At 48.1% G+C, this 26,627-nt stretch carries 22 protein-coding genes; 13 read left to right on the top strand and 9 right to left on the bottom strand.

The window, feature by feature from the left end:
* Positions 1 to 23 precede the first annotated feature (23 nt).
* A complete protein-coding gene (locus tag LQ567_RS14830; protein WP_231005306.1) occupies positions 24 to 2,426 on the bottom strand; it encodes a TonB-dependent receptor domain-containing protein in 2,403 nt (800 codons plus the stop codon).
* Positions 2,427 to 2,643: 217 nt separating this feature from the next.
* Between LQ567_RS14830 and LQ567_RS14825 the strand changes: the two genes are divergently transcribed.
* The 3 genes from LQ567_RS14825 to ileS all read left to right on the top strand — a co-directional run bounded on the left by LQ567_RS14825 (position 2,644) and on the right by ileS (position 8,977).
* Positions 2,644 to 3,564: a family 2A encapsulin nanocompartment shell protein gene (locus LQ567_RS14825; RefSeq protein WP_231005305.1), complete on the top strand. Its 921-nt coding sequence runs from the start codon at positions 2,644 to 2,646 to the stop codon at positions 3,562 to 3,564.
* Entirely contained in the window at positions 3,548 to 5,488 is a 1,941-nt protein-coding gene (locus tag LQ567_RS14820; RefSeq protein WP_231005304.1) for a family 2A encapsulin nanocompartment cargo protein cysteine desulfurase, read from the top strand. Before LQ567_RS14825 ends, LQ567_RS14820 begins: the two co-directional genes overlap by 17 nt.
* Before the next feature lie 81 nt (positions 5,489 to 5,569).
* A complete protein-coding gene (gene ileS / locus LQ567_RS14815; RefSeq protein WP_231005303.1) occupies positions 5,570 to 8,977 on the top strand; it encodes an isoleucine--tRNA ligase in 3,408 nt (1,135 codons plus the stop codon).
* Here ileS and LQ567_RS14810 read toward each other — a convergent pair.
* Positions 8,898 to 9,491: a hypothetical protein gene (locus LQ567_RS14810; RefSeq protein ID WP_231005302.1), complete on the bottom strand. Its 594-nt coding sequence runs from the start codon at positions 9,489 to 9,491 to the stop codon at positions 8,898 to 8,900. The genes ileS and LQ567_RS14810 overlap by 80 nt on opposite strands.
* Here LQ567_RS14810 and LQ567_RS14805 point away from each other — a divergent pair.
* Together LQ567_RS14805 and LQ567_RS14800 are read left to right on the top strand one after the other, a co-directional pair.
* The gene (locus LQ567_RS14805) at positions 9,424 to 9,945 is read left to right on the top strand and encodes a TraR/DksA family transcriptional regulator (protein WP_231005301.1); all 522 of its coding nucleotides are present in this window, start codon (positions 9,424 to 9,426) and stop codon (positions 9,943 to 9,945) included. The two genes, LQ567_RS14810 and LQ567_RS14805, sit on opposite strands and share 68 nt — an antisense overlap.
* Positions 9,946 to 10,258: 313 nt before the next feature.
* On the top strand, positions 10,259 to 10,738 hold the full coding sequence (locus LQ567_RS14800; RefSeq protein WP_231005300.1) for a YcxB family protein: 480 nt from the start codon (positions 10,259 to 10,261) through the stop codon (positions 10,736 to 10,738).
* Between the two features lie 7 nt (positions 10,739 to 10,745).
* Here LQ567_RS14800 and LQ567_RS14795 read toward each other — a convergent pair whose 3' ends face one another.
* The gene (locus LQ567_RS14795; RefSeq protein WP_231005299.1) at positions 10,746 to 11,174 is read right to left on the bottom strand and encodes a GNAT family N-acetyltransferase; all 429 of its coding nucleotides are present in this window, start codon (positions 11,172 to 11,174) and stop codon (positions 10,746 to 10,748) included.
* Between the two features lie 165 nt (positions 11,175 to 11,339).
* Between LQ567_RS14795 and LQ567_RS14790 the strand changes: the two genes are divergently transcribed.
* The 6 genes from LQ567_RS14790 (at position 11,340) to LQ567_RS14765 (ending at position 16,796) form a co-directional block, all read left to right on the top strand.
* Positions 11,340 to 11,576, top strand: a complete 237-nt coding sequence (locus LQ567_RS14790; protein ID WP_008587437.1) for an acyl carrier protein — start codon at positions 11,340 to 11,342, stop codon at positions 11,574 to 11,576.
* 112 nt (positions 11,577 to 11,688) lie between these two features.
* Positions 11,689 to 12,939, top strand: coding sequence for a beta-ketoacyl-ACP synthase II (gene fabF / locus LQ567_RS14785; RefSeq protein WP_231005298.1), 1,251 nt, complete (start codon positions 11,689 to 11,691; stop codon positions 12,937 to 12,939).
* Positions 12,940 to 12,945: 6 nt separating this feature from the next.
* Complete coding sequence (gene rnc / locus LQ567_RS14780) at positions 12,946 to 13,674, top strand: ribonuclease III (protein ID WP_231005297.1); 729 nt, start codon at positions 12,946 to 12,948, stop codon at positions 13,672 to 13,674.
* 125 nt (positions 13,675 to 13,799) lie between these two features.
* Positions 13,800 to 14,315: an LIC11966 family surface protein gene (locus LQ567_RS14775; protein WP_231005296.1), complete on the top strand. Its 516-nt coding sequence runs from the start codon at positions 13,800 to 13,802 to the stop codon at positions 14,313 to 14,315.
* Positions 14,316 to 14,377: 62 nt separating this feature from the next.
* Complete coding sequence (locus LQ567_RS14770) at positions 14,378 to 15,556, top strand: cysteine desulfurase family protein (protein WP_231005295.1); 1,179 nt, start codon at positions 14,378 to 14,380, stop codon at positions 15,554 to 15,556.
* A gap of 40 nt (positions 15,557 to 15,596) precedes the next feature.
* Entirely contained in the window at positions 15,597 to 16,796 is a 1,200-nt protein-coding gene (locus LQ567_RS14765) for an aspartyl protease family protein (RefSeq protein WP_231005294.1), read from the top strand.
* Positions 16,797 to 16,804: 8 nt separating this feature from the next.
* On the opposite strand, the gene LQ567_RS14760 is transcribed toward LQ567_RS14765, so the two are convergent.
* Positions 16,805 to 17,290, bottom strand: a complete 486-nt coding sequence (locus LQ567_RS14760; RefSeq protein ID WP_231005293.1) for a hypothetical protein — start codon at positions 17,288 to 17,290, stop codon at positions 16,805 to 16,807.
* Positions 17,291 to 17,643: 353 nt separating this feature from the next.
* On the opposite strand from LQ567_RS14760, the gene ruvB reads away from it, so the two are divergent.
* Positions 17,644 to 18,678, top strand: a complete 1,035-nt coding sequence (ruvB, locus tag LQ567_RS14755; protein ID WP_231005292.1) for a Holliday junction branch migration DNA helicase RuvB — start codon at positions 17,644 to 17,646, stop codon at positions 18,676 to 18,678.
* 718 nt (positions 18,679 to 19,396) lie between these two features.
* Here ruvB and LQ567_RS14750 read toward each other — a convergent pair.
* The 4 genes from LQ567_RS14750 to LQ567_RS14735 all read right to left on the bottom strand — a co-directional run bounded on the left by LQ567_RS14750 (position 19,397) and on the right by LQ567_RS14735 (position 22,336).
* Complete coding sequence (locus LQ567_RS14750; protein ID WP_231005291.1) at positions 19,397 to 20,095, bottom strand: response regulator transcription factor; 699 nt, start codon at positions 20,093 to 20,095, stop codon at positions 19,397 to 19,399.
* Between the two features lie 303 nt (positions 20,096 to 20,398).
* A complete protein-coding gene (locus tag LQ567_RS14745) occupies positions 20,399 to 21,442 on the bottom strand; it encodes a radical SAM protein (RefSeq protein ID WP_231007322.1) in 1,044 nt (347 codons plus the stop codon).
* Complete coding sequence (locus LQ567_RS14740; RefSeq protein WP_231005290.1) at positions 21,442 to 21,747, bottom strand: hypothetical protein; 306 nt, start codon at positions 21,745 to 21,747, stop codon at positions 21,442 to 21,444. Before LQ567_RS14740 ends, LQ567_RS14745 begins: the two co-directional genes overlap by 1 nt.
* A gap of 193 nt (positions 21,748 to 21,940) precedes the next feature.
* Positions 21,941 to 22,336 (bottom strand): hypothetical protein, encoded by a 396-nt coding sequence (locus LQ567_RS14735; protein ID WP_231005289.1) that lies wholly within the window; start codon positions 22,334 to 22,336, stop codon positions 21,941 to 21,943.
* 218 nt (positions 22,337 to 22,554) lie between these two features.
* Between LQ567_RS14735 and LQ567_RS14730 the strand changes: the two genes are divergently transcribed.
* On the top strand, positions 22,555 to 24,084 hold the full coding sequence (locus LQ567_RS14730) for a helicase HerA-like domain-containing protein (protein WP_231005288.1): 1,530 nt from the start codon (positions 22,555 to 22,557) through the stop codon (positions 24,082 to 24,084).
* 156 nt (positions 24,085 to 24,240) lie between these two features.
* On the opposite strand, the gene LQ567_RS14725 is transcribed toward LQ567_RS14730, so the two are convergent.
* A complete protein-coding gene (locus LQ567_RS14725) occupies positions 24,241 to 26,619 on the bottom strand; it encodes a hypothetical protein (protein WP_231005287.1) in 2,379 nt (792 codons plus the stop codon).
* Positions 26,620 to 26,627: the final 8 nt, after the last annotated feature.

Raw genomic sequence — 26,627 nt, 5'->3', positions numbered from 1 at the left:
TGCCTGCTAATTTATACAGAGGATTAGAACCGGTAGATAACATTGAACAATAACATCCGCGTAGCTCCCGGAAACAGCCAGGAGTTATAAGTGAAATATTTCTTGTTACCGATATTATCAACTTTTGCGGTAAGCCGGAATTTGGGTGCATCATAGAATACGCTGGCACCATAAACCACATATCCGTCCAGGGTGATGGTATTGGAGTTATTGGTAAAGGAACTGCTTTGCCCATTACCACCGGCACCAATACCAAAGCCTTTCAGCGAACCGGAAGTAACGCCATACGTTGCCCATAAATTGGCGGCATGGTAAGGCGCTCCGTCTACCCGGTTGCCCTTCACTTCAACCGGTTTGCCATTTACTACCGGAAGCTTGCCGTAAAACGCAGCATAACGGATGTCATTATAGCCATAGCCCATGGCAATGTTCAAACCGGCAAGGGGGTTGGCCAGGATGTCCACATCCACGCCACGGCTCCGCTGCTCATCGTTCTGTACGGAGTAGGTGCCCATGGAAACAGGAATGTTTTTAACCCTGATATCATATACACTAACCGTACCGGTAAGGCGATGCTGTAATACATCAAATTTTACCCCGCCTTCCAGCTGGTTGGCATAGGTTGGCTTGAGCAGGTTGCCCAGGGAATCGGTGCCGGAAACATTGTTATAACCGTTGTTATAATTTCCATATACAGAAAGGGACTGTTTAATAATCTCATAAGAAATACCGAGCTTGGGCGAATAGGAGGTCTGCATGTATTTATTACTGAGATCGGAAAACCGGTTCAGCCTCAGGCTGGCCATTAACAGCAACCGGTCGGTAACGTTAAGCACTTCAGATACATAGGCACCGTAACTGTTTGCAATGCTCCTGCTGGCGGCAGTATAGGGGGCATTCACCGCCCGGCTGTCCAGTTTCGATTTTTTAATCATTAACTGTGCAGCGGAAGCATTGGCGTAGATCGTATCATAAGCTATCGAAGCCCGTGCAGAGCCCACATCTGTTCTGAAATAATCCAGTCCTACCAATAACCGGTTGCGCAATGAGCCGATCTTAAAATCGCCGATAAAGTTCTGCTGGAACTGCTGTGTGTACAGCTGGCTATAGGGCATTTCGAGGATCGCCCTTGTGATTTTTGTAGTATCGGCAGTGGTGGCTCTGTTGGCCGTAAGCGAAATATAATGTGTTTCATTATTGCTCCGGGCAACCGCAAAATTGGTTTGAGAAAGCCATTGCTCAGAGAGCTTGTATTCGGCTTTTCCGGTTACCGCCCATGTTTGCTGCTTGCTGTTGAAGTCGGGATTGATATAGGGATTCTGCGGATCCAGCCCCAGGTCTTTTACATTGCCGGCATAAGTACTGCTGGCGGTCGTTCCTCCGGGAGGTGCACTGAATCCGAAGAGCACGATAGGGCGTGCACTCTTGTAGTAATACCCATCAAAATGCAATGTCAGCCGGCTATTGGCCTTTATCAATAATGAAGGAGCAAGCCCTATATTGTTCTGCGAGAGCTGCTGGAAGGTGTTCCTGCTGTCATACATGCCATTCAGCCGTAGCAAAGCCGTTTTATCTTCGTTTAAAGGCGTGTTATAATCAACAGTGGTCCTTGCCATTTCATAGCTGCCGGTGGTAAAGGATACTTCTCCGCGTTTAACTTCCAGTGGCTGTTTGGTAATGATATTATATACACCTCCATAGGAAGCGCCCTGGTTGCCGCCAAACAGGGTAGCAGAAGGTCCTTTGATGGCTTCGATCCGTTCCATGTTGAACAGGTCCGTCAACGCCACATACCCGGTTGATACCCCATTCCGGTACATAACGGAACCACTGGAGAAACCGCGGGATTTGAAGGTAAGTGTAGAACCGCCGCTGCCACCGGCAACAGACATGTTGCTTACACCCGGTATGTTCAGCAGCGCCTGTTCCGTTGTAGTGGCCAGCTGTGTAAGGATCACTTCTTTTGGAATAACGGCATAGTTCTGCGGATTCTCAGTATAGGTAAGCGGCATGCGGGCCACCTGGGTACTGTTTTTATTAACGTGGCGGTATGAGGAGGATACGATCACGCGGTCCAGCACACCGGCAACTTCCTGTAGCTGGATGGTGCCAATAGTTGCTTTTTCCCGGTTCACTTCAACGGATACCGGATCGGCCGTTACACCCAGTGATTTTATGGAAACGGTATATGCGCCGTAGGGGATATTTCTGAATTCAAAATGCCCGTCGGCATCCGACATGGTTTGTTTTTCGGAAGGCGACAGTACTACAATTACATTTTCCTGCGGCTGATGGTCGGCACTTAATACACGGCCATCTATAATACCGGTTTGTTTTCCCTGGGCAAGCACGGTCGTTTTCATCGCCGGAAGCAGGAGTAAAAACGAAAACAGAATCGAAAGCCGTGCAGTCTTTAATTGTAACATTGGTTCTTATATGTTGGTTAAAAAAGTATTTATCAACGGGGGGCAAAAATAGAAGCGGGTATTTCCGCCTGCTTACGAGATCAGGAATATTTAGAACGCGATCGGGAATATTTGGCCGGCATTGTTTTTTGCGGATACTGGCTTATATTTATAATAGCTAGTGCGCTTCGAAAATTAAAGTTTTGAAGAGCGCTGGACTAAACTAAAACATAAGAATATGGCAGAAGCAAAACATCAACAAACCGCATTGGGCGATGTAGCTGCACGGCAGCTCGCCATTGCCACCCGAACCGTCCCGCAGATGGTCACTATTTCGCCCCGCTGGTTAACGCAACTGATGAGCTGGGTGCCGGTGGAGTCGGGGGTGTACCGTTTAAACAAGGTAAAAAATGCTACGCAGATCGAGGTGGATTGTTCGGCCCGGGATGAGCGGGTGTTGCCGCAGACCTTTGTGGACTATATCGACAATCCGCGTGAATACAATCTGGCGGCTGTACAAACCATCGTGGATGTGCATACCCGCGTATCGGATCTGTACAGCAAACCCTATAATCAGATATCGGAGCAGCTGCGGCTGGCCATAGAAACCATTAAGGAACGGCAGGAAAGCGAACTGATCAACAATGCCGGTTACGGACTGCTGCACAGTGTTGTGGACGGGCAGCGTATCAAGACCCGCACCGGCGCTCCCACTCCGGACGATCTGGATGAGTTAATCGCAAAAGTGTGGAAAGAGCCGGGCTTCTTTTTACTGCACCCGAGGGCCATTGCAGCCTTTGGCCGGGAGTGTACCCGCAGAGGCGTACCTCCGCCCACTGTATCCCTTTTTGGCTCGCAGTTCCTAACCTGGAGGGGTATTCCGCTGATTCCTTCAGATAAGCTGCCGATTAAAGAGGGTAAAACCAAGATCATTCTGATGCGTACCGGGGAAAGCCGCCAGGGTGTGGTGGGACTGTTCCAGCCCGGTTTACAGGGAGAGCAAACACCCGGTTTATCGGTGCGGTTCATGGGCATTAATGATCGGGCCATTGCATCTTATTTGGTTTCATTGTATTGTTCACTGGCGGTGCTGGTTGATGATGCCATTGCCGTACTGGACGATGTGGAAATTGACAGATACCATGAATATAAATACTGACGGGCAAACAGGGTTGCCGGATCTGGCACAGCTGCAGCAGCTGGCCAATGCATTTTTCAAGGCATTACCCGGTGATGCACAACCATCGGTATCGCTTCGCCCCGAAGATCATCCGAACGCAACCGCCATGGCCGGAAAGATAATGGGTAATGGAGGTCCACCGGAACTGACAACTGCCAGTCATGATATCCTTTCGGGGCAGTCCGGAATGGCACCCCAGCAAACACCCGTGGTGCCGCAACATCCTTTCAGCGGTTTGCAAACGCCCCCTTCGGCTACAGGGCTGGGTGCTTCTTCATCGGTCATAAGCTATGTGCCGCTGGCTGATCTGCCCAAAGCAGAAGACGACAGATCCGGCGGCACTCAACATACCAGTGCCAACGGCGGGCGGATACCGGCTTCCGTTGCAGGCAGCGGGGCATCACCCTCCCACCTGGAGCAAGGCCAGCATTTTGATATCAAAGATCCCGAAACAGGCTTCCCGGATGCCAATCTTTCCGGAACTTCCGGGCCGGCGCCGGCTCCTGCGGCGTTGCCACTGGAGCAGGACCAACCCTACTGGGCCGATGTAAACGCGTTATTAAAGCAGATCGTTACGCCGTCGTTTGCACCACAGTTGCCCGGCTTTGACGCAGCAGTACCTTCTTATTATTTTGGAAACCGGCCGCAGGAAACCAGCACAGCGTTCCGGCAACAGGCCGGAATACCAGCCTTTGATGCGCACCTTTTAAAAAAAGATTTTCCCATTCTGAATGAAACCGTAAACGGGAAACCGCTGGTATGGTTCGACAACGCTGCTACCACGCAAAAGCCAAAGGCGGTAATGGACCGCATTACCTGGTTCTATGAGCATGAAAACTCCAATATTCACCGCGCCGCACACGAACTGGCGGCCCGGGCTACGGATGCTTACGAAGCTGCAAGGGAAAAAGTACGGGTATTTTTGGGAGCGCGTTCGGCAAACGAAATCATCTTCGTTCGTGGCGCCACCGAGGCCATTAACCTGGTAGCCCAAAGCTGGGGCGAACAATACTTGCACCCTGGTGATGAAATAGTGGTGAGCCACCTGGAGCACCATGCCAATATTGTGCCCTGGAAGCGACTGGCGGATAAGAAGGGGCTGAAACTGCGGGTGATTCCGGTAGACGACGACGGGCAGATCCTGTTGGATGAATATGCCAAACTGCTCAATGCGAACACAAAACTGGTAGCCTTTACCCAGGTGTCTAATGCGCTGGGAACAGTAACGCCGGCACAGCAAATGGTGGCCATGGCACATGCCGTGGGGGCAAAAGTACTGGTAGACGGGGCACAATCCGTATCGCATATGACGGTAAATATGCAGGCGCTGGATGCGGATTGGTTTGTATTCTCCGGGCACAAGGTTTTTGGACCAACCGGTATCGGAGTGGTTTATGGAAAGGAAGGACTGCTGAATGCTACCCAGCCCTGGCAGGGGGGCGGCAATATGATTCAGGATGTTACATTTGAAGAGATCCGGTATCATAATGCCCCCGGCCGCTTTGAAGCCGGTACCGGAAATATCGCGGATGCGGTAGGATTGGGAGCCGCTATTGATTATATCAGCCGGATCGGGATGGAAAATATCGGGCAGTATGAGCATTTCCTGCTGGAATACGCTACGGGGCTGATTAAACAGATACCCGGTGTGCGCCGGATCGGCACCGCGGCACACAAAGCCAGTGTACTGTCTTTTACAATGGACGGGTATAGCAATGATGAGGTGGGCAGGGCATTGAACGAGGAAGGCATTGCGGTAAGAACGGGTCACCATTGTGCGCAGCCCATTCTCCGCCGGATGGGGGTAGAAACTACCGTACGGCCGTCGCTGGCCTTTTACAATACCTGTGCCGATGTAGACCGGTTCATAGAAGTACTGTGGAAGCTGCGGAAGAAAAAATAGGGCTGGGCGCTTCGAGACTTCAGCCTCCGGAGAGCTTGGCAGCACGAAATTTCGTACCTTTGCACTCATTTTTTACCTACTATGAGTGTGAAATACAGAGAATATTCGGGTTTGAACCTGCCCTCCATAGAGCAGGAGATATTAGCAAAATGGAATGAGCAGCAGGCCTTTGAAAAAAGTGTATCCCTGCGGGATGGCGCTGAATCCTTCGTTTTTTACGAGGGTCCGCCCAGTGCTAATGGTATGCCCGGTATTCACCACGTTATTTCACGTACGCTCAAGGACCTGGTTTGCCGGTATAAAACCATGCAGGGCTTCCAGGTAAAACGCAAGGGGGGCTGGGATACACATGGTTTACCCGTAGAGCTGGGTGTGGAGAAAGAACTGGGCATTACCAAGGAAGACATCGGAAAGAAAATTTCTGTAGAGGAATACAACCAGAAATGCCGGGAAGCGGTGCTCCGGTTTAAAGACAAATGGGATGACCTTACCCGTAAAATGGGATATTGGGTAGACCTGAACGATCCGTACATTACCTTTAAGAACGAATACATCGAAACTCTTTGGTACCTGCTAAAACAGTTGTTTAACAGGGGATTGCTGTACAAAAGCGTGAGCATTCAGCCGTATTCACCGGCAGCGGGCACGGGCTTAAGTTCCCACGAGCTGAACCAGCCGGGCACATATAAAGATGTAAAGGACACCAGCGCCACCGTATTATTTAAAGTGGCTCGGAATGACAAAAGTGCATTTTTATTTCAGATTCCGGGTCTCAGCACTCAAAGCTCAAATCTCGAATCTGAAGTCTCAGATATTTTCTTCATGGCCTGGACCACCACACCCTGGACCCTGCCTTCCAACCTGGGGCTAACGGTGGGTGGCAATATCGACTATGCGCTGGTACAAACCTTCAATCCTTACACCCATATTCCTGTAAATGTGGTGATCGCCAAAGCGTTGATATCAAAATATTTTAAGGCAGAAGGAGAGAACGGCGATTTTGAAAATTATACCGCCGAAACCAAGCTGTTGCCTTGGAAGATCCTAGGGGAATTCAAAGGAAATCAGCTGGATGGCCTGGAATATGAACAATTATTGCCCTTTGAATCTAACTCCCTTGAAAAAATACAGGAGATCACCCCGGGTGCCACTCCTTTTAAAGTAATGGTGGGCGATTTTGTGACCACTGAAGATGGAACGGGTATCGTACACACGGCACCGGCCTTTGGGGCAGATGACTATAAAGTAGGAAAGAAGAACAATATCGGTATTCTCACACTGGTAGACCGTGAAGGAAAATTTATCGAAGGCACCGGCGAATTCAGCGGCCGATATGTAAAAGATTATAAAGACGAGAAGGATTATGTGGATGTGAATGTTGACATCAGCGTAAAACTGAAAAAAGAGAACCGGGCCTTTAAGGTAGAAAAATACGAACACAATTACCCCCATTGCTGGCGTACGGATAAACCCGTGCTGTATTACCCGCTGGACGCCTGGTTTATAAAGACCACGGCGCTGCGCGACCGGATGGTGGAGCTGAATAAAACCATCCACTGGAAACCCAAATCGACCGGTGAAGGCCGTTTTGGCAACTGGCTGGAGAACATGGTAGACTGGAATCTGAGCCGCAGCCGTTTTTGGGGAACGCCGCTGCCCATCTGGGCAACAGAAGATGGTGCCGAAATGAAATGCATCGGTTCCGTAGAAGAACTGAACGAGGAAATCCGTAAGGCCAATGAAGTGCTGGGTGGCGATGTAAATAAACATTACCTGCATGATGGCATCCTGGACCTGCACAAACCCTATGTGGATGAGGTGGTGCTGGTAAGCACTTCCGGCAAGCCCATGCACCGGGAGCCGGACCTGATCGATGTATGGTTTGATAGCGGTGCCATGCCTTATGCCCAGTGGGGCCTGAATTATGAAAAATTAAAGGCGGGCGATCCCCGGCCGTTCAACCAGCCCTTTGATACCAACTTCCCCGCCGATTTTATCTGCGAGGGTGTGGATCAAACCCGCGGCTGGTTTTATACCCTGCATGCCATTGCGTCCCTGTTGTTTGACAGTGTGGCCTTTAAAACCGTGGTAAGCAATGGGTTGGTGCTGGATAAGAACGGGAATAAAATGAGCAAGCGCCTGGGCAACGTGGTGGACCCCTTTGCCACCATTGAAACCTTTGGGGCGGATGCAACGCGCTGGTACTTAATTACTAACGCTTCTCCATGGGACAACCTCAAGTTTGATATCGACGGCATCAAAGAAGTGCAGCGTAAATTCTTTGGTACCTTATATAATACCTACCAGTTTTTTGCCCTGTACGCCAATGTAGACGGTTTCACTTACAACGAGGCAAAGATCCCGGTAGCGGAACGCCCCGAAATCGACCGCTGGATCATCTCTTCCCTGAATACCCTGGTGAAGGAAGTGACCGCGGCGATGGACGATTATGAACCTACACAGGCCGGCCGTTTGATCGAAGATTTTGTAGACGAACATTTAAGCAATTGGTACGTAAGGCTTTGTCGCCGCCGTTTCTGGAAAGGGGAATATGAAGCCGATAAAATTGCCGCTTACCAGACCTTATTTGAATGCCTGGAAACCGTAGTTCGCCTGATGGCGCCCGTAGCGCCCTTCTTCAGCGATGCGGTATTCCGGAACCTGAACGAAGTGGCACAGCGGTATGATGTACAATCGGTACACCACGCGTTGTTTCCAAAGGCAGACGAAAGCCTGATGGACCAAAAGCTGGAAGAGCGGATGCAGCTGGCGCAGGATGTTTCCTCGCTCATCCTCTCCCTGCGCAAAAAAGTGAACATTAAGGTGCGTCAGCCGTTACATAAAGTATTAATACCTGTTTTAAACCTGGCAATGAAGGAACAGCTGGAAAAAGTGGCTGAGCTGATCAAATCCGAGGTGAATATCAAGGATGTAGAGTACCTTGTTGATACAGAGGGATTTATAAAGAAGAAAATCAAACCGAACTTTATCGCCCTGGGTAAAAAACTAGGCGCTAAAATGAAAGCGGTTTCCGGCGCTCTGGCTGCCTTTACCCAGGAAGACATCAGCAGCCTGGAGCGGAACGGCCTGATAGAGCTGGATATCAACGGCGAAAAAGTGCCCATCCAGCTTAATGAGGTGGATATCAGCAGCGAAGACATTCCGGGATGGACCGTTGCCAACAAGGGTGCCTTAACCGTAGCCCTGGATATTACCATCACAGAAGACCTGAAACAGGAAGGCGATGCGCGGGAATTTGTAAACCGGATCCAGAAAATCCGCAAGGATAGCAATTTTGATGTTACGGACCGGATCAACGTACAAATTGACACAAATCCTACATTAAAAAATTCGTTAACCACGTATAAAGACTATATTTGCGCAGAAATTTTGGCAGATGAGCTGGAATTTAGTCCAATTTCAGCAGGCGGAACCGAAATTGAAGTGAACGAACATCAGTTATATACGATTGTAACAAAAAAAGGGTAACAACAATGGCTACAAAGAAGAAAACCGCAGCAAAGCCTGCCCGCGCTACCAGCACTAAAGCTGCTCCCGCAAAAGCTGCAAAAGCAGCCGGAGGGAAAGCAGCAAAAGCCCCTGCAAAATCTGCAAGCGCTGCAAGTGGGAAAGCCAGCAAACCTAAAACTCCGGTAAAGGCTGCAGCTAAACCCGCCGTCAGCAGTAAAGCAACACAGAAAGCAACCCCTGCACGCAGCGGAGCAACCATGCGTCCGGCTGGCAAAACAACAAAAACACCTGCAAAACCGGTAAGTGCAGCACCTGTAAAAGCGTCGTCGAAATCCGCGGCAAAAACACCCGTGAAGGTGGCGGCCAAGTCGGGCAACAAAGCAACTCCGGCTCCGGCAAACGAAAAAAAGGCAGCGGCAAAAAAGCCGGCTGTTAAAGAATTGGTACCTGTAATAGAAAAAAGCGTGGCAAAAAAAGAAACAAAAGAAGATAAAAAGGCAGCAAAAGCTCCTAAAAAAGTAGTAGTTCCCAAACTATCTACAAAAAGTTCGGTAAAATATCAGCCGGATTTTACAAAGAGCGTACTGGATACTCCGGCAATCGAAAAAGCAACTTCGGTGATCCGTTATTCAGATAGCGATCTGACAGAATTTAAAGAGATCATCCTGCGGAAGCTGGATGCGGCAAAAAAGGAACTGGCATATTTGCAGGGTCTGATCACCCGCAGGGATGAAGGCGGTGATATGGATGAAGGCCGCTACATGACCATGGAAGACGGCAGTGTGAGTATGGAACGGGAGCAGCTGAGTCAGCTGGCCAGCCGCCAGATCACTTTTATCGATCACCTGGAAAAAGCCCTGATGCGTGTGGAGAACAAAACCTACGGCATCTGCCGGGTAACCGGTCACCTGATCGACAAAGCTCGTCTGCGTGCCGTGCCGCATGCTACTTTAAGCATGGAAGCAAAATCGATGATGAACCGTTAGTTGAGCCGGCTCATAAATAATTCCGGAAGCGAACCTGTAACACAGGTTCGCTTCTTAATTTAAAAAAGCGGGAATGCATTGCCCCGGTATCCGGCGGCTCCGGCATGCAGGGCTATTTAAAGTAGGAAAACAATGATTGCCAATCAATTGATTATAAAAAAGCACGTGTGCAACGCTGGTACGATGCGATAAGTATACGCCGGCCGGACTGTTCGTAAGGCCTTGTTTTAATTTTAACGGGACGGATGAACCTGCGGGCGGTTTTTCTGTTTTAGGCTTATCTTTAGCCCGGCAAATGCCAAAAAAATACACAATGACGATCCATTTCGGTTACGATAAAAAACAGGTGATCCAGGCACTGCGCTATCATTTTATTTCCAAAAAAGAGATCCGGATCATGATCATCCTGGTAAATGTGTTTGCCATTCTTTCACTGGTATTGTATGCCTTGCATAAGATCACGCCGGTTGCGTTCCTCATCAACTCTTTTTTATGGCTGTTATTAATGATCAGTCTCTGGTTCATCCTGCCCGGCGTGGTGTACCGGCGTGCAGAAACCTTCCGGCATGAATTTACCATGTACTTCAGCGATGTTGACTTTACGCTGGAACATACAAAGGGAAAACGGAGCTGGCCTTACACGGCCCTGCATTCGCACCGGGAAAGTCCGCATTTCTTTCACCTGTACTTTGACGAACGATCGTTCTTGTTAGTGCCTAAGTCGGCCTTCGCTGACAGCGATGAAGTATCAAAGTTCCGGAACCTGCTGATGGATAAGATACGGCGGAAGTAGCCGTACGCTAAATATATTTCTTCATAACAATATGAGGAATAGTAAGATTGGTGAATTCATTGCTGGATTCCCGGTACCCCATTTTTTCGTAAAAACCTGCCGCATTTTTGCGGGCATGCATCGAAATTTCACGGTAGCCCATATCCCGGGCAATGTTTTCGGCAAACTGCATCAGCGCCCGGCCGATGCCTTTTCCCTGGAGGTCGAAGATCACGGCCATTTGCCGCAGTAACACAATTTGCCCGGATTGTTTTACCAGCATGCAACAACCCAGCATTTTTTCATCTTCAAATGCACCAATCAGGATATTATTTTTGTCGGCATTAATGTCTTCTTCGGTCAACAGCAACCCTAGTGGTTTTCGCAATATTTCATTACGAAGCTCAACCATTTGCTGGTATTCCTTTGAACCATGATCTATAATTTTTAATGCCATAAAACGGTTTAAGATTTGATAAAGATCATAGGTGGCTAAAGCTGGAATTTGTATCGTAAATTAAGGATTTTTAGGTGTTCCGGAGCATTTTTAGTTTTTTTTTTCTTTCCGATGCAATTTTGGTCAAAAACTCTATTTTTGCACCAATAACTAAATTAATAAGATATGTCAGACATTGCATCAAGAGTTAAAAAAATCATCGTTGACAAACTGGGCGTTGACGAAGCAGAAGTAACGAATGAAGCTTCTTTTACAAATGATCTCGGTGCCGATTCATTGGATACCGTTGAACTGATCATGGAATTTGAAAAAGAATTCAATATTTCTATTCCAGATGAGCAAGCCGAAACAATTACTACTGTTGGTCAGGCTGTATCTTATTTGGAAGAGCACGCCAAGTAGTTTATTGGCTAGCCAACTTGGCTTTAAAGTAAAACAACTCATACACCGCCTTTGACTGTGGTCATCCATATACAAAGGCGGTTTTATCATAAAAAATAAGGACAACCAGTTTATGGAATTTAAAAGGATCGTTGTAACCGGGATGGGCGCATTAACACCGTTGGGAAATACAGTGGACGACTACTGGAACGGGCTGATTAATGGCGTTTCGGGTGCAGCGCCGATCACCTTATTTGATGCCAGTAAGTTCAGAACACGATTTGCCTGCGAAGTAAAGCATTTTGACCCTACACAGTTTCTTGATAAAAAGGAAGCCCGTAAGGTAGACCGGTTTACCCAGTTTGCTTTGGTAGCCAGTGATCAGGCTGTTAAAGATGCCGGTCTTACAAAGGAAAATATCAACCCTGACCGCATTGGTGTGGTATTGGGCAGCGGTATCGGGGGGCTGATTACCTTCCAGCATGAGGTAATGGATTTTGCCAAAGGCGACGGTACGCCCCGTTTTAATCCCTTTTTTATTCCAAAAATGATCCTGGATATTGCGGCGGGGCAGATCAGCATGCGCCATAATCTCCGTGGTCCCAACTATTCTGTAGTAAGTGCCTGCGCCAGCAGTACCAACGCGATGATTGATGCCATCAACCTGATACGACTGGGCAAAGCCGACATTATTGTAACGGGGGGCAGCGAAGCCGTGATCAGTGAAGCCGGAGTAGGCGGATTTAACGCTATGAAGGCCATGAGCGAGCGGAATGATGACCCCACAACCGCCAGTCGCCCTTATGATAAAGACCGTGATGGTTTTGTAATGGGCGAAGGCGCCGGTGTGTTGATTTTTGAAGAGCTGGAGCACGCAAAAAAACGCGGTGCCCGCATTTATTGTGAAGTGATCGGCGGCGGCGCTACGGCCGATGCGCATCATATAACGGCTCCACATCCGGAAGGATTGGGGGCCAAGAATGTAATGATCGAGGCGATGAAGGATGCCCATATCCGGCCCGAAGATGTAGACTATATAAACACACATGGCACGTCCACACCGCTGGGCGATATTGCAGAAACAAAAGCTATTCTTGAAGTATTTGGCGCGCATGCGTATGAGCTCAACATCAGCTCTACAAAAAGTATGACCGGCCATTGTTTGGGCGCCGCCGGAGTGATAGAAGCCATTGCATGTATCAAAAGCGTTATACATAATATTGTACCGCCTACTATTAACCATTTTACCGACGACCCCGAACTGGACCCGAAATTGAATTTTACATTTAACAAGGCGCAGGAGCGCACCATCAATGTAGCACTGAGTAATACCTTTGGGTTTGGCGGTCATAATGCCTGTGTCATTGTAAAAAAATATTCATAGTCATCTGTGAATTTTATAAGAGGGATTTTTAAGGAAAAAAACGATGCCGCTTTAAAAAAGCAGTTACGCAACATATTGGGATTTGCTCCCGATAATATTTCTTTATACAAAACAGCGCTAACCCACCGCTCACTTGGAGAAAATGTGGATGAAAACAATGAGCGCCTGGAGTATTTGGGGGATGCCGTGCTAAGCGCCCTGGTGGCCGATTATCTTTTTAAACGGTACCCTTACCAGGGAGAAGGTTTTTTAACCGAGATGCGCAGCAAAATGGTGAACCGCCAGCAGCTGAATGAAGTGGCGCTGAAAATGGATCTGAAAAAGATCGCCCATTTCAACAAACAGGACCATACCTTAAGGGGCAGCCACATTTTTGGAAATACACTGGAAGCCCTGGTGGGCGCCATTTACCTGGACCTGGGCTATAAAAAAACCAGCAAATGGGTATATAATTACATCATTGCCCCGCATATGTTCATGGATGAACTGGAGCTGCGGGAAATCAATCATAAAAACAAACTATACGGCTGGGCTAACAAACAAGGCAAAACACTGGAATTTGTAACCATTGAAGAAAAACTGGAAAATGGCCGGCGGTTATTTACAATTGGTGCAGTTGTTGATGGAGAAATAATAGCACAGGGAAAAGCATTTAATAAAAAAGATGCCTCCCAGATAGCGGCCAGCCTCGCTGTAACTTCACTCGGAATTAATAATAGCGAAGAAGGCCTGTAAACTCCGTAATCCGTATTAACAAAAGGCCTGCATAAAGTTATTTTATGCGAACATGGTACACCGGTCTGCTCCCGGGCCGCCCTGGTTAAACAAGTACCCGGCTATTTAAAACAACAGTTATGCAAATGAAATCTTTTTTTAGGATGACCCTGCTTTTTGCAGGTCTTGCTGCGGGCATCGCTGCCTGTGGAGATGCCGGCAAAAAAAAATTTGATAAGGCCGGTGATTATGATCAGTACATCATTTCCCGTATCGGTCAAATGCAACAAACCTTATTTGCCGTTCAGAAAACAACCGGCAGTGATGATACTGCAACCGCCGGACTGGACCGGTTTGTACATCAGATAGACTCCATCACCACCAATCTTAAAGAGCTTCCGGACTATAAAGGAAATACCAGCTACCGCGATGCCGCCATACGGCTGGCTGCTTTTTATAAGCGGTCGATCAGCGGCTCTTACACCGAAATTGCAAGAGTATATAAAGAGGTGAAGGATTCGGCCCTGGCAGATAACAAGGTAAACGAACTGATCATTAAGCTGCAGGAAGAAGAAACCCTGGCCGATGATGCCTTTGTAAAAGAGCGCGAGGCCTTTGCTGAAAAGAACAAGCTTCCGTTAGATGCGGAGCCCGCAAAATAATTTTCCTTAATTTAGTGCAGGCGCTGTTGAGAAGAACCCGGCAGCGCTTTTTTATTTGACCCATGCTCCGGTTTCCGATATATCTTGATAACTGTGCCACTACTGCCTGTGATCCCCGGGTGGTAGAAGCGATGTTACCCTATTTTACACAGCACTATGGCAACGCCTCCAGCAGCAGTCATTCCTTTGGATGGAAGGCGAAGGCCGCAGTAGAGGAAGCACAGCAACAGATAGCCGCACTCATTGGTGCGCGGCCGGAAGAAATCATCTTTACCTCGGGCGCTACCGAAAGCTGTAACCTGGCATTGCGGGGGATTTGTGATTTATATGCGGGAGCCGACCGGCATATCATTACCGTAAAAACAGAACATAAAGCGGTGCTGGATACCTGCAGGGAGCTGGAAAAAAGCGGCGCGGAAATTACCTACCTGGATGTAGATCAAAACGGTCAGATCAACCTGCAGGCACTGGAAGCGGCGATTAAACCGGCCACCATTCTTATTGCGGTAATGTGGGCCAATAATGAAACCGGTGTAGTGATGCCCATAAACGAGATCGGCGCCATTGCCCGGGCACGCCAGGTATTATTTTTTTCAGATGCCACGCAGGCGGTGGGTAAGATCCCCGTTAATGTAAAAGATGCCGGCCTGGGTTTGATGGCGCTGAGCAGTCATAAATTATATGGCCCCAAAGGAGTAGGTGCTTTGTATGTAAGCCGCAGGAATCCGCGCGTACGGCTGGCCGCGCAGATCACCGGTGGCGGACAGCAGCAACATATCCGGAGTGGTACACTGAATGTGCCGGGTATTGTGGGGTTTGGAAAAGCGGCGGCGCTTGGCCGGGAATCAATGCAGGAAGAAGTCCTTCGCCTCCGGCCCTTCCGGGATCAACTGGAAACCGCACTGCTGAGAATTCCGGACGTGTATATCAATGGTGCCGCATCCGAACGGCTGCCCCAGGTATGCAATGCCTCCTTTGACTATCTGAACAGCAATGAAATATTGTCGGCGCTGAATAAAGATCTTGCCGTTTCTTCCGGCTCGGCCTGTACCTCCGGTTCGCTGGACCCGTCGTATGTGTTAAAGGCGATGCAGTTGCCGGATGCGCGCGCAAAGGCGGCCATCCGCTTTAGTTGCGGCCGCTATACCACCGCTGAAGAAATCGATCATACCATCCGCTTTGTAACGGATACGATCGGTACATTGAGAAAGAGCAGTCCTGCCTGGTTGCTTCGTGACTGAATTTTTACTAACTTTAGTAACCGCTGGTTAATCTTCATGAATGTTACGATTGCGTTTACTTTGTACGCTCCTTTTTTTGTGTTGCTTTTTAAAGACAGCCGCACAGGAGGAATTTATCGATCCGCCCAGCAAACACCTGGTCACCATTCCCTTTGTACAATTTACCGGTGGTGTTATTGTATTTAAGGCCTTGCTGGATAATTTCAAGGATTCACTCAATTTTATACTGGATACCGGAAGCGGAGGTATTTCGCTGGACTCTGCCACTGTGGAAAGCCTGGGGCTGAAGCCGGGACCGCCGGAGCGGATCATCCGCGGTATCGGCGGTGTACGTAAAGTAGGTTTTTTAAAAAAGCGGAGCCTTCACCTGGGTGAATACGAGATCGACAGCCTGGATTTTCACATCATCGATTATGAAGTGCTTACATCCCTGTATGGGCAAAAGATCGATGGAATTATCGGGTATTCTGTGTTGAGCCGTTATATCCTCAAGATCAATTATGAAAAACAGGAGATCGATTTTTATACAAAGGGTACTATGAAATATCCCAAAGGCGGATACTTGTTGCGGCCCTATATACGGATGCTGCCCTATCTGAAATCAACGATCAGCGATAATCGTAAGAGCGGCTTCAATTATTTATTTGACCTGGGTGCGGGTCTTACTGTTTTGTTTTCCGATGACTTTGTAAACGACAGCGCTTTTCTGAAAACGAAGCGGAAGCGATACCTGAAGCAGGGCGAAGGTTTGGGCGGAAGAGTTGATATGTACCTGACCGTGATGAAGTCCTTGCGCATCGGTCCGTACCGTTTCCGGAATGTGCCGGTAAATATTTTTAATGATGATTATAATGTAACCTCGTATCCCTCGCTGGGGGGATTGATCGGAAACGAGATCTTCCGGAGGTTCAATGTGATCCTGAACTATGAGAAACAGCAGATCCACCTGACGCCCAACCGCTTTTTTACATCTCCGTTCGATTATGCGTACTCGGGTATTGAACTATACCTGGTCGATGGTGTAGCGGTTACGGGTAAAATCCCCGCGGGCTCTCCGGCCGAAAAAGCAGGACTAAACGAAGGTGATGAGATCCTGGCCATCAATAACCGGTTTGGAATGCAGCTGGATGACCTGAAGCAGGCCCTGCAATCAACTTATGGAAAAGTAAAGATCATTTACCGGCGAAAGGGAGTGTTGCTGACAACCGTAATGAATGTGATCAATATTTCGAAGAAGTGACCTTTTGCTTAAACGGAAATTTTTAAAAGATACCCTCCCGCAATTTTGCTGAAGACAGGTGTATGGTCTTTTACTTTCACATCACTGATCTCATATATTCCCAAACTGTTCAATGTGGATGTATAAGATATTTCCAGTAAAAAGGTCCTGACCTTGAGATAAAACCGCGTTCTGTCGGGCATGGGAAGGATAACCACACTTTTCAGGTCGCCGGGTGAGGCTATAGAAATATTGGAGCTGATGGCCTGGTTGGTGGCATTCCGGAGTTCAATATCGGTGGCCGCAATATTATTAGTGCTGATATAGTTGACTCCGGAGCTTTTGTCAGTCAATTCCACATAAAACCGTACGGAAGTGCAATTGGGTCCCGGGCAGGCACCCGTCGACCCTGCCGCCCCGGCAGGACCAGCAGGTCCGGAAGGAGCCGACATTTCACCCTTCTTACACTGGGCCAGTGATAAAAGTAAAACAGATAAATAAAAAAAGAATCGCATAGCTGCCTTTTGTAACAATAGACGGGCAAAATACAAAAAACGAAACAGATCCGGCTGAAATTCCTGAAAACGATTGCATTTGAATGGCTTAATCGCCTGGTTATTAAGTTTTTGATTTATACATTAAAAAATGGTTTTATCGGTTGATACGGATCCGGCCAGGCATCAGGGAGGTGACCGGAAAATCACGGCACCCAACGTTCTTTCAACAGAATCCAGTGCCAAATAAAGAAAGCTGCCTCGCAATAGATTGAAAACGACTATTAATTCAACCCGGCGTTGGTGAAAAAAAACGGCGCGTATGCCGGAAGGAGCCGTGCTTCCAGGCGTATTTATAATATCTTTGAATAACAATGAGTAATCCCAATTTAAATAAAGAAAAGCAGGGGCTGAGTGCTTTGGAAAGTGATTTTGAGAATACGATCCGTCCGGGCCAGATAAAGGATTTTGCCGGCCAGCCGCAATTGGTGGAGAACCTGGTGATCTTTATACGGGCGGCAAAGATGCGGGGAGAAGCGCTGGATCATATTCTTTTTCATGGTCCTCCGGGGTTGGGAAAAACCACCCTGTCGAGGATCGTGGCTAATGAATTGGGGGTGAATATCAAAGAAACCAGCGGCCCGGTAATTGAAAAACCGGGTGATCTGGCAGGTTTGCTGACTTCCCTGGAGCCGAATGATGTATTGTTTATAGATGAAATACACCGGCTGAGTACGGTGGTGGAAGAATATTTGTATGCAGCCATGGAGGATTACCGGCTGGATATTTTGCTGGATAGCGGGCCCAATGCGCGGAGTATCCAGCTTTCCCTGAACCCGTTTACACTGGTGGGCGCTACCACCCGCAGCGGGCTGCTCACAGCACCCTTATTGTCGCGTTTTGCGATTAAGGCGCGCCTGGAATATTACTCGGCACAAACGCTGCAAAAGATCGTACTCCGGGCGGCCCAGATCCTGGGCGTACAGATATCGAAGGATGCAGCAGCGGAGATCGCCGGCCGGAGCCGGGCCACGCCGCGGATCGCCAACGGGCTTTTAAGACGGGTGCGCGACTTTGCCCAGGTATTAAACGATGGTATCATTGATGTGGGCATTACACAGCATGCCCTGAAGGCCCTGAACGTGGATGAATACGGGTTGGATGAAATGGACAACCGCATCCTGCTGGCCATTATTGAAAAGTTTAAGGGGGGGCCGGTAGGCATTACCACCATTGCCACTGCGGTGGGTGAAGAGCCCGGTACGATTGAAGAAGTATATGAACCCTTTTTAATACAGGAAGGATTTTTACAACGCACCCCGCGGGGCCGTGAGGTAACACATAAGGCCTACGAGCATTTGGGCAAAAAGCCGGGAAACAGATCGAAGAACCTGGAGCTGGATCTTTAGCAATAAGCCTTATAACAAGTGAAATATAGAAAACAAGCACAATGGTTTGCAAAAACAAATCGGGAAATATTACAAAATTTAGCACTTGATTTATAACAGAAAGCCAGCGTACGTAATAGTAGTGTTTCTATGTAACGCTATATTAACAGGCTTGTTTGGCTGTGTTTCAATAAAGCAAATGAAGCTTAAGGATACATTGCCGCTTTCATCAACAAAATCTTTGGAAGGGACTTACAACTTACATAGGGAGTTTACGATTGAAAGAGATACTGTGTTAAAAGAACAACGCGACACATTCGGGTTTCATAAGCGTTCATGTACCATAACTGCGATCAATAAAACAAAAATACTTGTTGCAAATTTTTTGAACGATTCATGTATTTCCAGAGAACTGATCAGGGGAAGCATAAAGAAGGACTATTTTGTATCCCGGAGAAAATTTAAAATTGTTCCCCTCATCGTTTATAACGTTTGGGAAAGCCGCCAAACTCAGTATTCGTTGAGCGCTAATCATGATTTAAGAGAAGAACGAGTAAGTAATGATGGAGGATGGGTACTTATAATTGCAGGGGGACACTATTGGCATTCCGTCTATGAATACACGCGAAAGCCTGCTGATACCAGGCAGAGACAATGAAAATAACATGCTATTAAAAAAGCCTTCTATAGCTGGCGGACAGCTACAGAAGGCCTGAGGAAATAATTATCTCCAAAAATATCAATCCTGCACTACCAAACGGAATCCATTTCCGTGGATGTTTACGATTTCAATCTTTTCATCATCTTTCAGGTATTTGCGCAGCTTGGCAATATATACATCCATACTCCTGCCATTAAAATAGGTATCGCTGCCCCAGATTTTTTTGAGTGCCTGTTCGCGGGGAAGCAGGTCATTCAGGTGTTCTGCCAGCATCTTCAGCAATTCATTTTCTTTTGGAGAAAGTGTTTGCGTATTGTCGTTATGGGTCAGTTGCCGCAGTTTGGGGTTAAAGTGATAACTGGCCAGCTGGTATTCTTTATTCTCTGTTTCCTTGTTCAGTTCTTCGTTCCGTTTAAGGATGGCTTTGATCTTTAACAGCAATACCTCGCTATCAAAAGGCTTGGTGATATAATCATCCGCACCCAGCTTGTATCCCTGAATGATGTCTTCTTTCATCGTTTTAGCGCTCAGGAAAAACAATGGAATATCGGGGTCTACATTACGCACTTCTTCTGCAAGCGTAAAACCATCCATATGCGGCATCATGACATCCAGCAGACAGAGATCAAACTTTTCGCGCTGAAAAGCAGCCAAACCCAAACGGCCATCCCGCTCCAGGGTTACATCGTAATCATTCAGTTCCAGATAATTTTTCAGCACATTGCCGAGGTTCGGATCATCTTCGCACAATAATATTCTGGGTTTTTTTGTTTCCATGTTGCTGTGTTTATGTTATTAGATGGCAAATAAAGTTAATGCTTTTTAATACACTAACAAATGGAAACGAATTTTTTGTTAAAAAGCAGCCCTGGTCAGGGCTGCGGCTCCGGTTTGTTGGAGAAATGCTGAGCTGTGGCGGATGTGATATATCGGTTGAATGGTTGTGAACGTTACCGATGAGGAAAAACCCTGCGGGGGTGATGCAGATAGAAGATGACCGGAAATGCAGCTTCTTCAGGACGGGATAACAGGGGTTTTGCCGGCGATGGTATTATGGCTTCGCAGATGCTGAATGATCTTTCAGGCAGATGCCTTTACCGGTTGCCTGCTGTGATATACCCATACCTCGTTCCAGTTAATGATGTCCTGATCCTTGTTTTTAGAAATACCCGAAAGGGCCTCCTCCAGCATGCGTTCAATCCTGGTGGCATACCGGTCCAGGTAGCGGTCAAACAACGTTTCGTCAAAGTCATTGATGGTTCCGATGGACAGCTGCGGATCAAAGCCATATGCAAAAGGCGTAACCGTCCCTTTTTCATCGATCACGATCGTGTCGATCACATGGGCCAGGCGGTGCTGATCGCTACAGCTCCGGGCAAAGCCGTTTACGATCTGCGGAAACGATTCGAGATAGTCACGGTGCAGCAGGTCTGCCTGTACTACCATCCGGCCGCGGTATTTGCTGCTGAGATAATTGGCTAAGATGTAGGTACGGTGCAGGTGGAGGTCATCGTTTGTCCATTGCGGAAGTTCCTGCCGGGCTCTTCCGAACATTTCCAGCGGATGCAGTTGCAATAACCGGGCGCCCGCGTCGGCGGCAAATGTTCCCAGCCAGATCAGTTCTTTCCAGCTATCGGGTGTAACGGTATGAATAAAACCAAAGGGCTTGTTATGCTGTTGTAAAACCTGTACGCCCTTTTGCATTTTTTCAAATGCGCCTTTTTGCCCGCGTATATAATCATGAAGTGCCGGTGGCCCGTCTACGCTTACCGCAACAAGGTCGATGTACTGTAGCAGCGCCTGGTTCCGGTCCGAACCCAGCAGCATGCCGTTAGTGGCCATGGTATTGTTATAACCGAGCTTCTTTGTAAACTGCAGCAGTGCTTCAAGATCTTTGTACAGCAACGGTTCTCCACCCGATAAGGAGATATTATTAAACCCCTGGTCGTAGGCATAGATTAAAAAAGCTTTCAATGCCTCCAGGTCAAGCTGTTCTTTTAATAACGGCGAAGAGCTGGAGTAGCAATGCTTACAGCAGAGGTTGCACCTGCGGGTAGGGTGCAACTGAATCGTTCGGAAGGGAGCTGCATATGCGGGACTCCCTTTTTCTGAACAGGCATTCATCATCTTTCAATTTCGGCGGTGAATTTAAAACCCTGATGGGCGATCACGCCATACGGGAATACTTCGAACCGGGAGAAGATCCCGCCTACATTGTTGAACTTGCTCCAGAATTCCGGATCTACGATGCCGTTGATAATGTAACGGTCCAGCCGGGGAATGCCTTTTACAAAAACCTGGTCGATCAATAAACCGTTTTTCTTCAGGTTCACGATCTCTTTTGAAATGTTGCGGACAACCGTTTTGTCGATGTCTTTTACATCCAGTTTTTTCAGCAATCCGGCTTCAAATTCTTTAATGTTCTCCATGATCTGTGATTTATATATGATGCCTACTCTTTTCGTTTTTCAGCGTCCACGTCTTACTCTGTTGGGGATTTTCAGATAACTCCGTTTTTTGATTTTTGTAAGAAAGGTTTACCGGGCTCTTTGTACAGCTTCATTCCAGATCAAAGTTAAACGGATCACCAGCCCGGATACAATACCTGAATCTGGCGAATCGTTACTTTTTAAAGATGCGGAATGTACCGTTGCCGCTGGTATTGGCGCCGGCGCCCCAGGTACCGTCCATGGTTGTAAAACCGGCATCAACGGCGGCTGTGGTTGAATAAGAAGTACTGGGCGGGTAGGTGTATGTTGTTTTTATTGTAGTGCCCGTAACAATATAAGTGCCTTCTGCCTTGCCTGCGGTGGCCGTATCACTGGCATCTGCATATACCCGCACGGTGCCATTGGAGCGGTACAGGAAAAAATAAGGCTTATTGGGTACGGTGCTGCCGGAGCCATATTTGCCTTCCCAAAAACCGATTACGGATGGCGCCGGGGCATCTTCTTTCTTCTTCTTACAACCGGCAATGATCAATACGGCCATCGCCGTCAGGAATAATGTTGTTTTCATAACACTGTTTTTTAAATGAATGTGTTTATAACTCAAAAGTACCGGCAGCTGCCGGCTCAGGCCAGCGTACATCTGCCCTTTTTCTTACCGTATTTATACGCATTTTATGGTTTAGCAAGCGTTGCTGCCGGGTATGGGGGCTGAATTTCTTACGGGGATGGAATTTTATTCTTTTTTTCAAAAAACTTAAGGAATATTGCAATACCAAATATTTAGTTATGGCGGATACCACTCAGTTTTTGCAAACCGTAAAAGAAGGCTATACCTTTAAAGGTGAAAGTTATAAAATAGGCCGGGCCATTTTAAATGGAGATGTAGTACCGGAGGCGGATATAAACATTCCCTTTAAAACCCTGAACCGGCATGGCCTGATTGCAGGGGCAACGGGAACGGGTAAAACCAAAACCCTGCAGGTACTGGCAGAAGGATTGAGTGATGCAAGTATACCGGTATTGCTGATGGATATCAAAGGCGATCTGAGCGGCATCGGCGCCGCCGGTACCGTGAATGATAAAATTACAGAGCGCTGCCAGAAACTGGGTATTGACTTTAAACCGGAAGCGTACCCCGTCGAATTCCTTACATTGAGTAAAGAAAAAGGTACCCGGCTACGGGCAACGGTAAGTGAATTTGGACCGGTGCTGTTTTCAAAGATCCTGGACCTGAACGATACTCAGGGAGGTTTTGTAGCCCTCATCTTTAAATACTGTGATGATAACAAGTTGCCCCTGTTGGATCTTAAGGATTTTATAAAGGTATTGCAATATGTAAGTGATGAAGGGAAGGCGGAGCTGGAAAAGACCTATGGAAAAATATCGACCACTTCCACAGGAACCATCCTGCGAAAAGTGATCGAATTGCAGCAACAGGGGGCCGACCTGTTTTTTGGCGAACGCAGTTTTGATGTAGATGACCTGATGCGCATCAGCAATGACGGACGGGGAATGATCTCTATTGTACGGGTTACGGATCTGCAGGATCGCCCGAAACTGTTCTCTACGTTTATGCTGCAGCTGCTGGCGGAGTTATATGCTACCCTTCCCGAAGCCGGAGACCTGGATAAACCGAAACTGGTATTGTTTATTGATGAAGCGCACCTGATCTTTAATGAAGCCAGTACGGCCTTGTTAAACCAGCTGGAAACGATTGTTAAACTGATTCGTTCCAAGGGCGTGGGCGTATTCTTCTGTACCCAGAATCCAATGGATGTTCCCGCTTCGATACTGGCACAGCTGGGATTGAAGGTACAGCACGCGTTGCGGGCATTTACCGCAGCAGACCGTAAGGTGATTAAACAAACAGCGGAAAACTATCCCATCAGCACCTTTTATCAAACAGATGAATTGCTGACACAAGTGGGTATCGGGGAAGCACTGATCACGATGCTGAATGAAAAAGGGATACCTACGCCGCTAGTACATTGTATGCTGCGGGCTCCGCAAAGCCGTATGGATGTATTGACGGATGCGGAGATCGACGCAATTACGGGTGCATCAAAAATTGCGGCACATTATAACGAAGAGATCGACAATGAAAGTGCCTGTGAAATCCTGACCCAAAAGCTCAATGATGCGGCAGAAAAAGCGGCGCAGCAGGAAGAGGAAAAAAAGCCGGCAAGGGCAGCGGAGGAAAAAGGCTTTTTTGATAACCCCATCGTAAAGAGCATGGCACGTACCGCAGGCAACACCATTGTGCGTTCGTTGCTGGGCGCCATTGGCCTGGGCGGGCGAAAGAAGCGGCTGTTTTAAATGAAAAAGGGAGCAGGGCTCCCGTTATACTGCCATCACCATCAACCGGGAAACAACAGCCCACTGCGAAATCCTACATCCAGAAATTCAGGAATGTATAGCTGTCATTAACGAATGACCGGTGGCAAACAACCGGAAGCAGGGTGCTGTTCTTCTTTATTTTACGGTAAAAGTGGCTTCTGAAAAAACAGGGGTTCCTTTATTTGAAATGCCCTGTAATACTACTTTATAGACTCCTTTGAAATCGGAGGTAAAACAATTTAGTTTTAATGGCTCGCGGCCTTGCAGCCGGATATCGGGCTCCCAAAGCAGCGTGGTGCGGTTGTCCGGAATTCTCGGATCGCCTTTCTGGCCAGTTGCATAAACCGGTGCATAAAAGACGCGCTGTAGCTGAAGGCCTTCGTAGTCGATGGCAACCGCAGCCGGATCCAGCTCAAACCCGTCAAATTTTGAATTATAAGTTTGAAAACTTACCACACCGGAGTAAAGGGAAGCTCCCAGTACAAACCGCCGCGGAACTACGTCCAGCCGTTTTACTTTATAAGGATCATAATTAAAGATGCTGTTATAGTCGGTTAAAGGCACCCCATCCAGCAATACGAGCACTGCGTATTTATAAACGGTTTGATATTTGTCGTCATAGATCGTCATGTGCAGCTTGCGGTCGCGCATCACCACATTTACAGGCCGCACATATTCCCGTAATACTTCTTCCATCGTTGAAAACCGTTTGTAGTCGTCGAGCAGGTAGCTGATCTCTGGCTTTCCATAAAAAGGAAGGGTATCCGGTGGCTGAGGCACCGCATAGCTATTGATTTTGTCCCGGTAGTAAATATTGGTTGTTTGCATGGCAATGCTGCGTCTGAGCAGGTAGGCACTGTCTGCCGGTGCCGGAAAATAAGGCAATTGGGTAAAGGACCGGTTAGCACTGTCGATAAACGGCGAAATAAGAGCCGCCTTATAACTTCCCGCCAGGCTGGTTGCGGGCGTTGGTTTAAGGAATACATCCCCCGGCCCAAAGTATCGTTTTACATTGAACCGTACAATGCCGCTGCTGTCGCTGGTTCCGTTATAAAGACCAAAGGGAATGGAGGGCACGGTTAGTAAATACGGCGCTCCCGCTGCCGGCTGGTTATCCCATTGGTTGGTGACCCTTGCCGCAACAATATGCCCGTCGTATTCGGGAAGATATTTTACCGCCGGGTCAAAAAGAGGTGCACCGGCATCAAAACGCCGCCACCCGTTTACGAGCATCAGGTTTTCGATGGCATTTCCCTGGGTTGCTTCGGAGGTAAAATAAAAGCCGGGGTCTTCAACGGTTCCTGAAAGCGCGGCGGTGAGCTGCAGGTATTCATTGATACCGGCCGTTTCGGAGTTTTGATCCATGGCGTAAACGGAAAGTGAACCCTGTATGATGTCCTGCCCGTCACTGTTGGAGGCCGGAACCAGTTGTAAGCCGGCATTGTCTCTTACCGAAAGCTGTTGCCCGTTTGTGCTGATCGTTACCTGCCGGGTCGGCAGCACCTGTGGAAGGAACACCAGCCGTTCATTTACCGGCTTGCGGCTTTGATTAAACAGGGTGAAACAGGTGATGCCCTTGCCCAGTTTGGCTTTGCTTACGGTGATCTCCGCCGTATTACGGGTTTGCAGATCCACTTCTGTTGCAAAAGTGTTCTTTTGATTGTTGTGTGCAACCAGTACCATTTTTTGCGGAGCTGCAGCCGCGTGGGCCGCTATTTTAACCAGGTAAGCATCGCCTCCGTTATCGGTAACGCTTAAAACGGTTCCATTGCTTTTGGGTGTGGGCAGGTCTTTTTTGATGACATCTTTTCCCGGCACAGACAGGATTGCCGTATACTTTCTGCCCGGCAGCGGCGTATAACTGAACTGGCCCAGGCCAAATTTTAAAACGGGGAACCGGGCGATGGTATCCGTGCCGTTCTCAATAATACTTCCGGTTGCGGGTAGTCCCTTTCCGGTTTGCGGATCCAGCACCTGAATACCTGTTTTAGAGGGAAGTCCTTCAATAAGCTCGCCGCCCTCCGGAAAAAAGTTGAGGATCGGTTCCGGACGGGCTATGCGGGTCGTATGTTCCCCTGCTGCGATCGTATTTGTAACCAGGAGTTTTTTCCGGAACAGGAATCTGGCATCCCCATTCTTCATCTGGTTGGTATAGGCAATCAATGTATAGGCACCGGTTGTGGCGTTAACAGGGAGGTAGAAGCTTCCCCTGCCGGTGCCCTTTGTTACGGGTACTTTTGCCTGGCTCACTGCCCTTCCTTTATCATTCAGCAGCTCCAGGTACACAATGCTGCTATAGCCGGCCAGTGTATGCGTACCGGCAGCCATGAGGTAGGTTTTAAACCATACCAGCTCTCCCGCCAGGTACGATTCTTTGTCGCTATGTACAAAGATGATCTCCGGGTCGGGCTCGTTCTTTTGAGGTTGCGCCGGTGCTGCCAGGTGCAGCTGCAGGCAGAAGACAGCCATCAGCAGCCTGAAATAACAACGGGAAGAATGTATCGTCATATGCATGTTCTGTC

This window comes from Niabella pedocola (assembly GCF_021044425.1).
Lineage (GTDB): Bacteria > Bacteroidota > Bacteroidia > Chitinophagales > Chitinophagaceae > Niabella > Niabella pedocola.
Note: the sequence above shows the minus strand (reverse complement) of the source record. Positions and strands in the feature narration are given on the sequence as shown.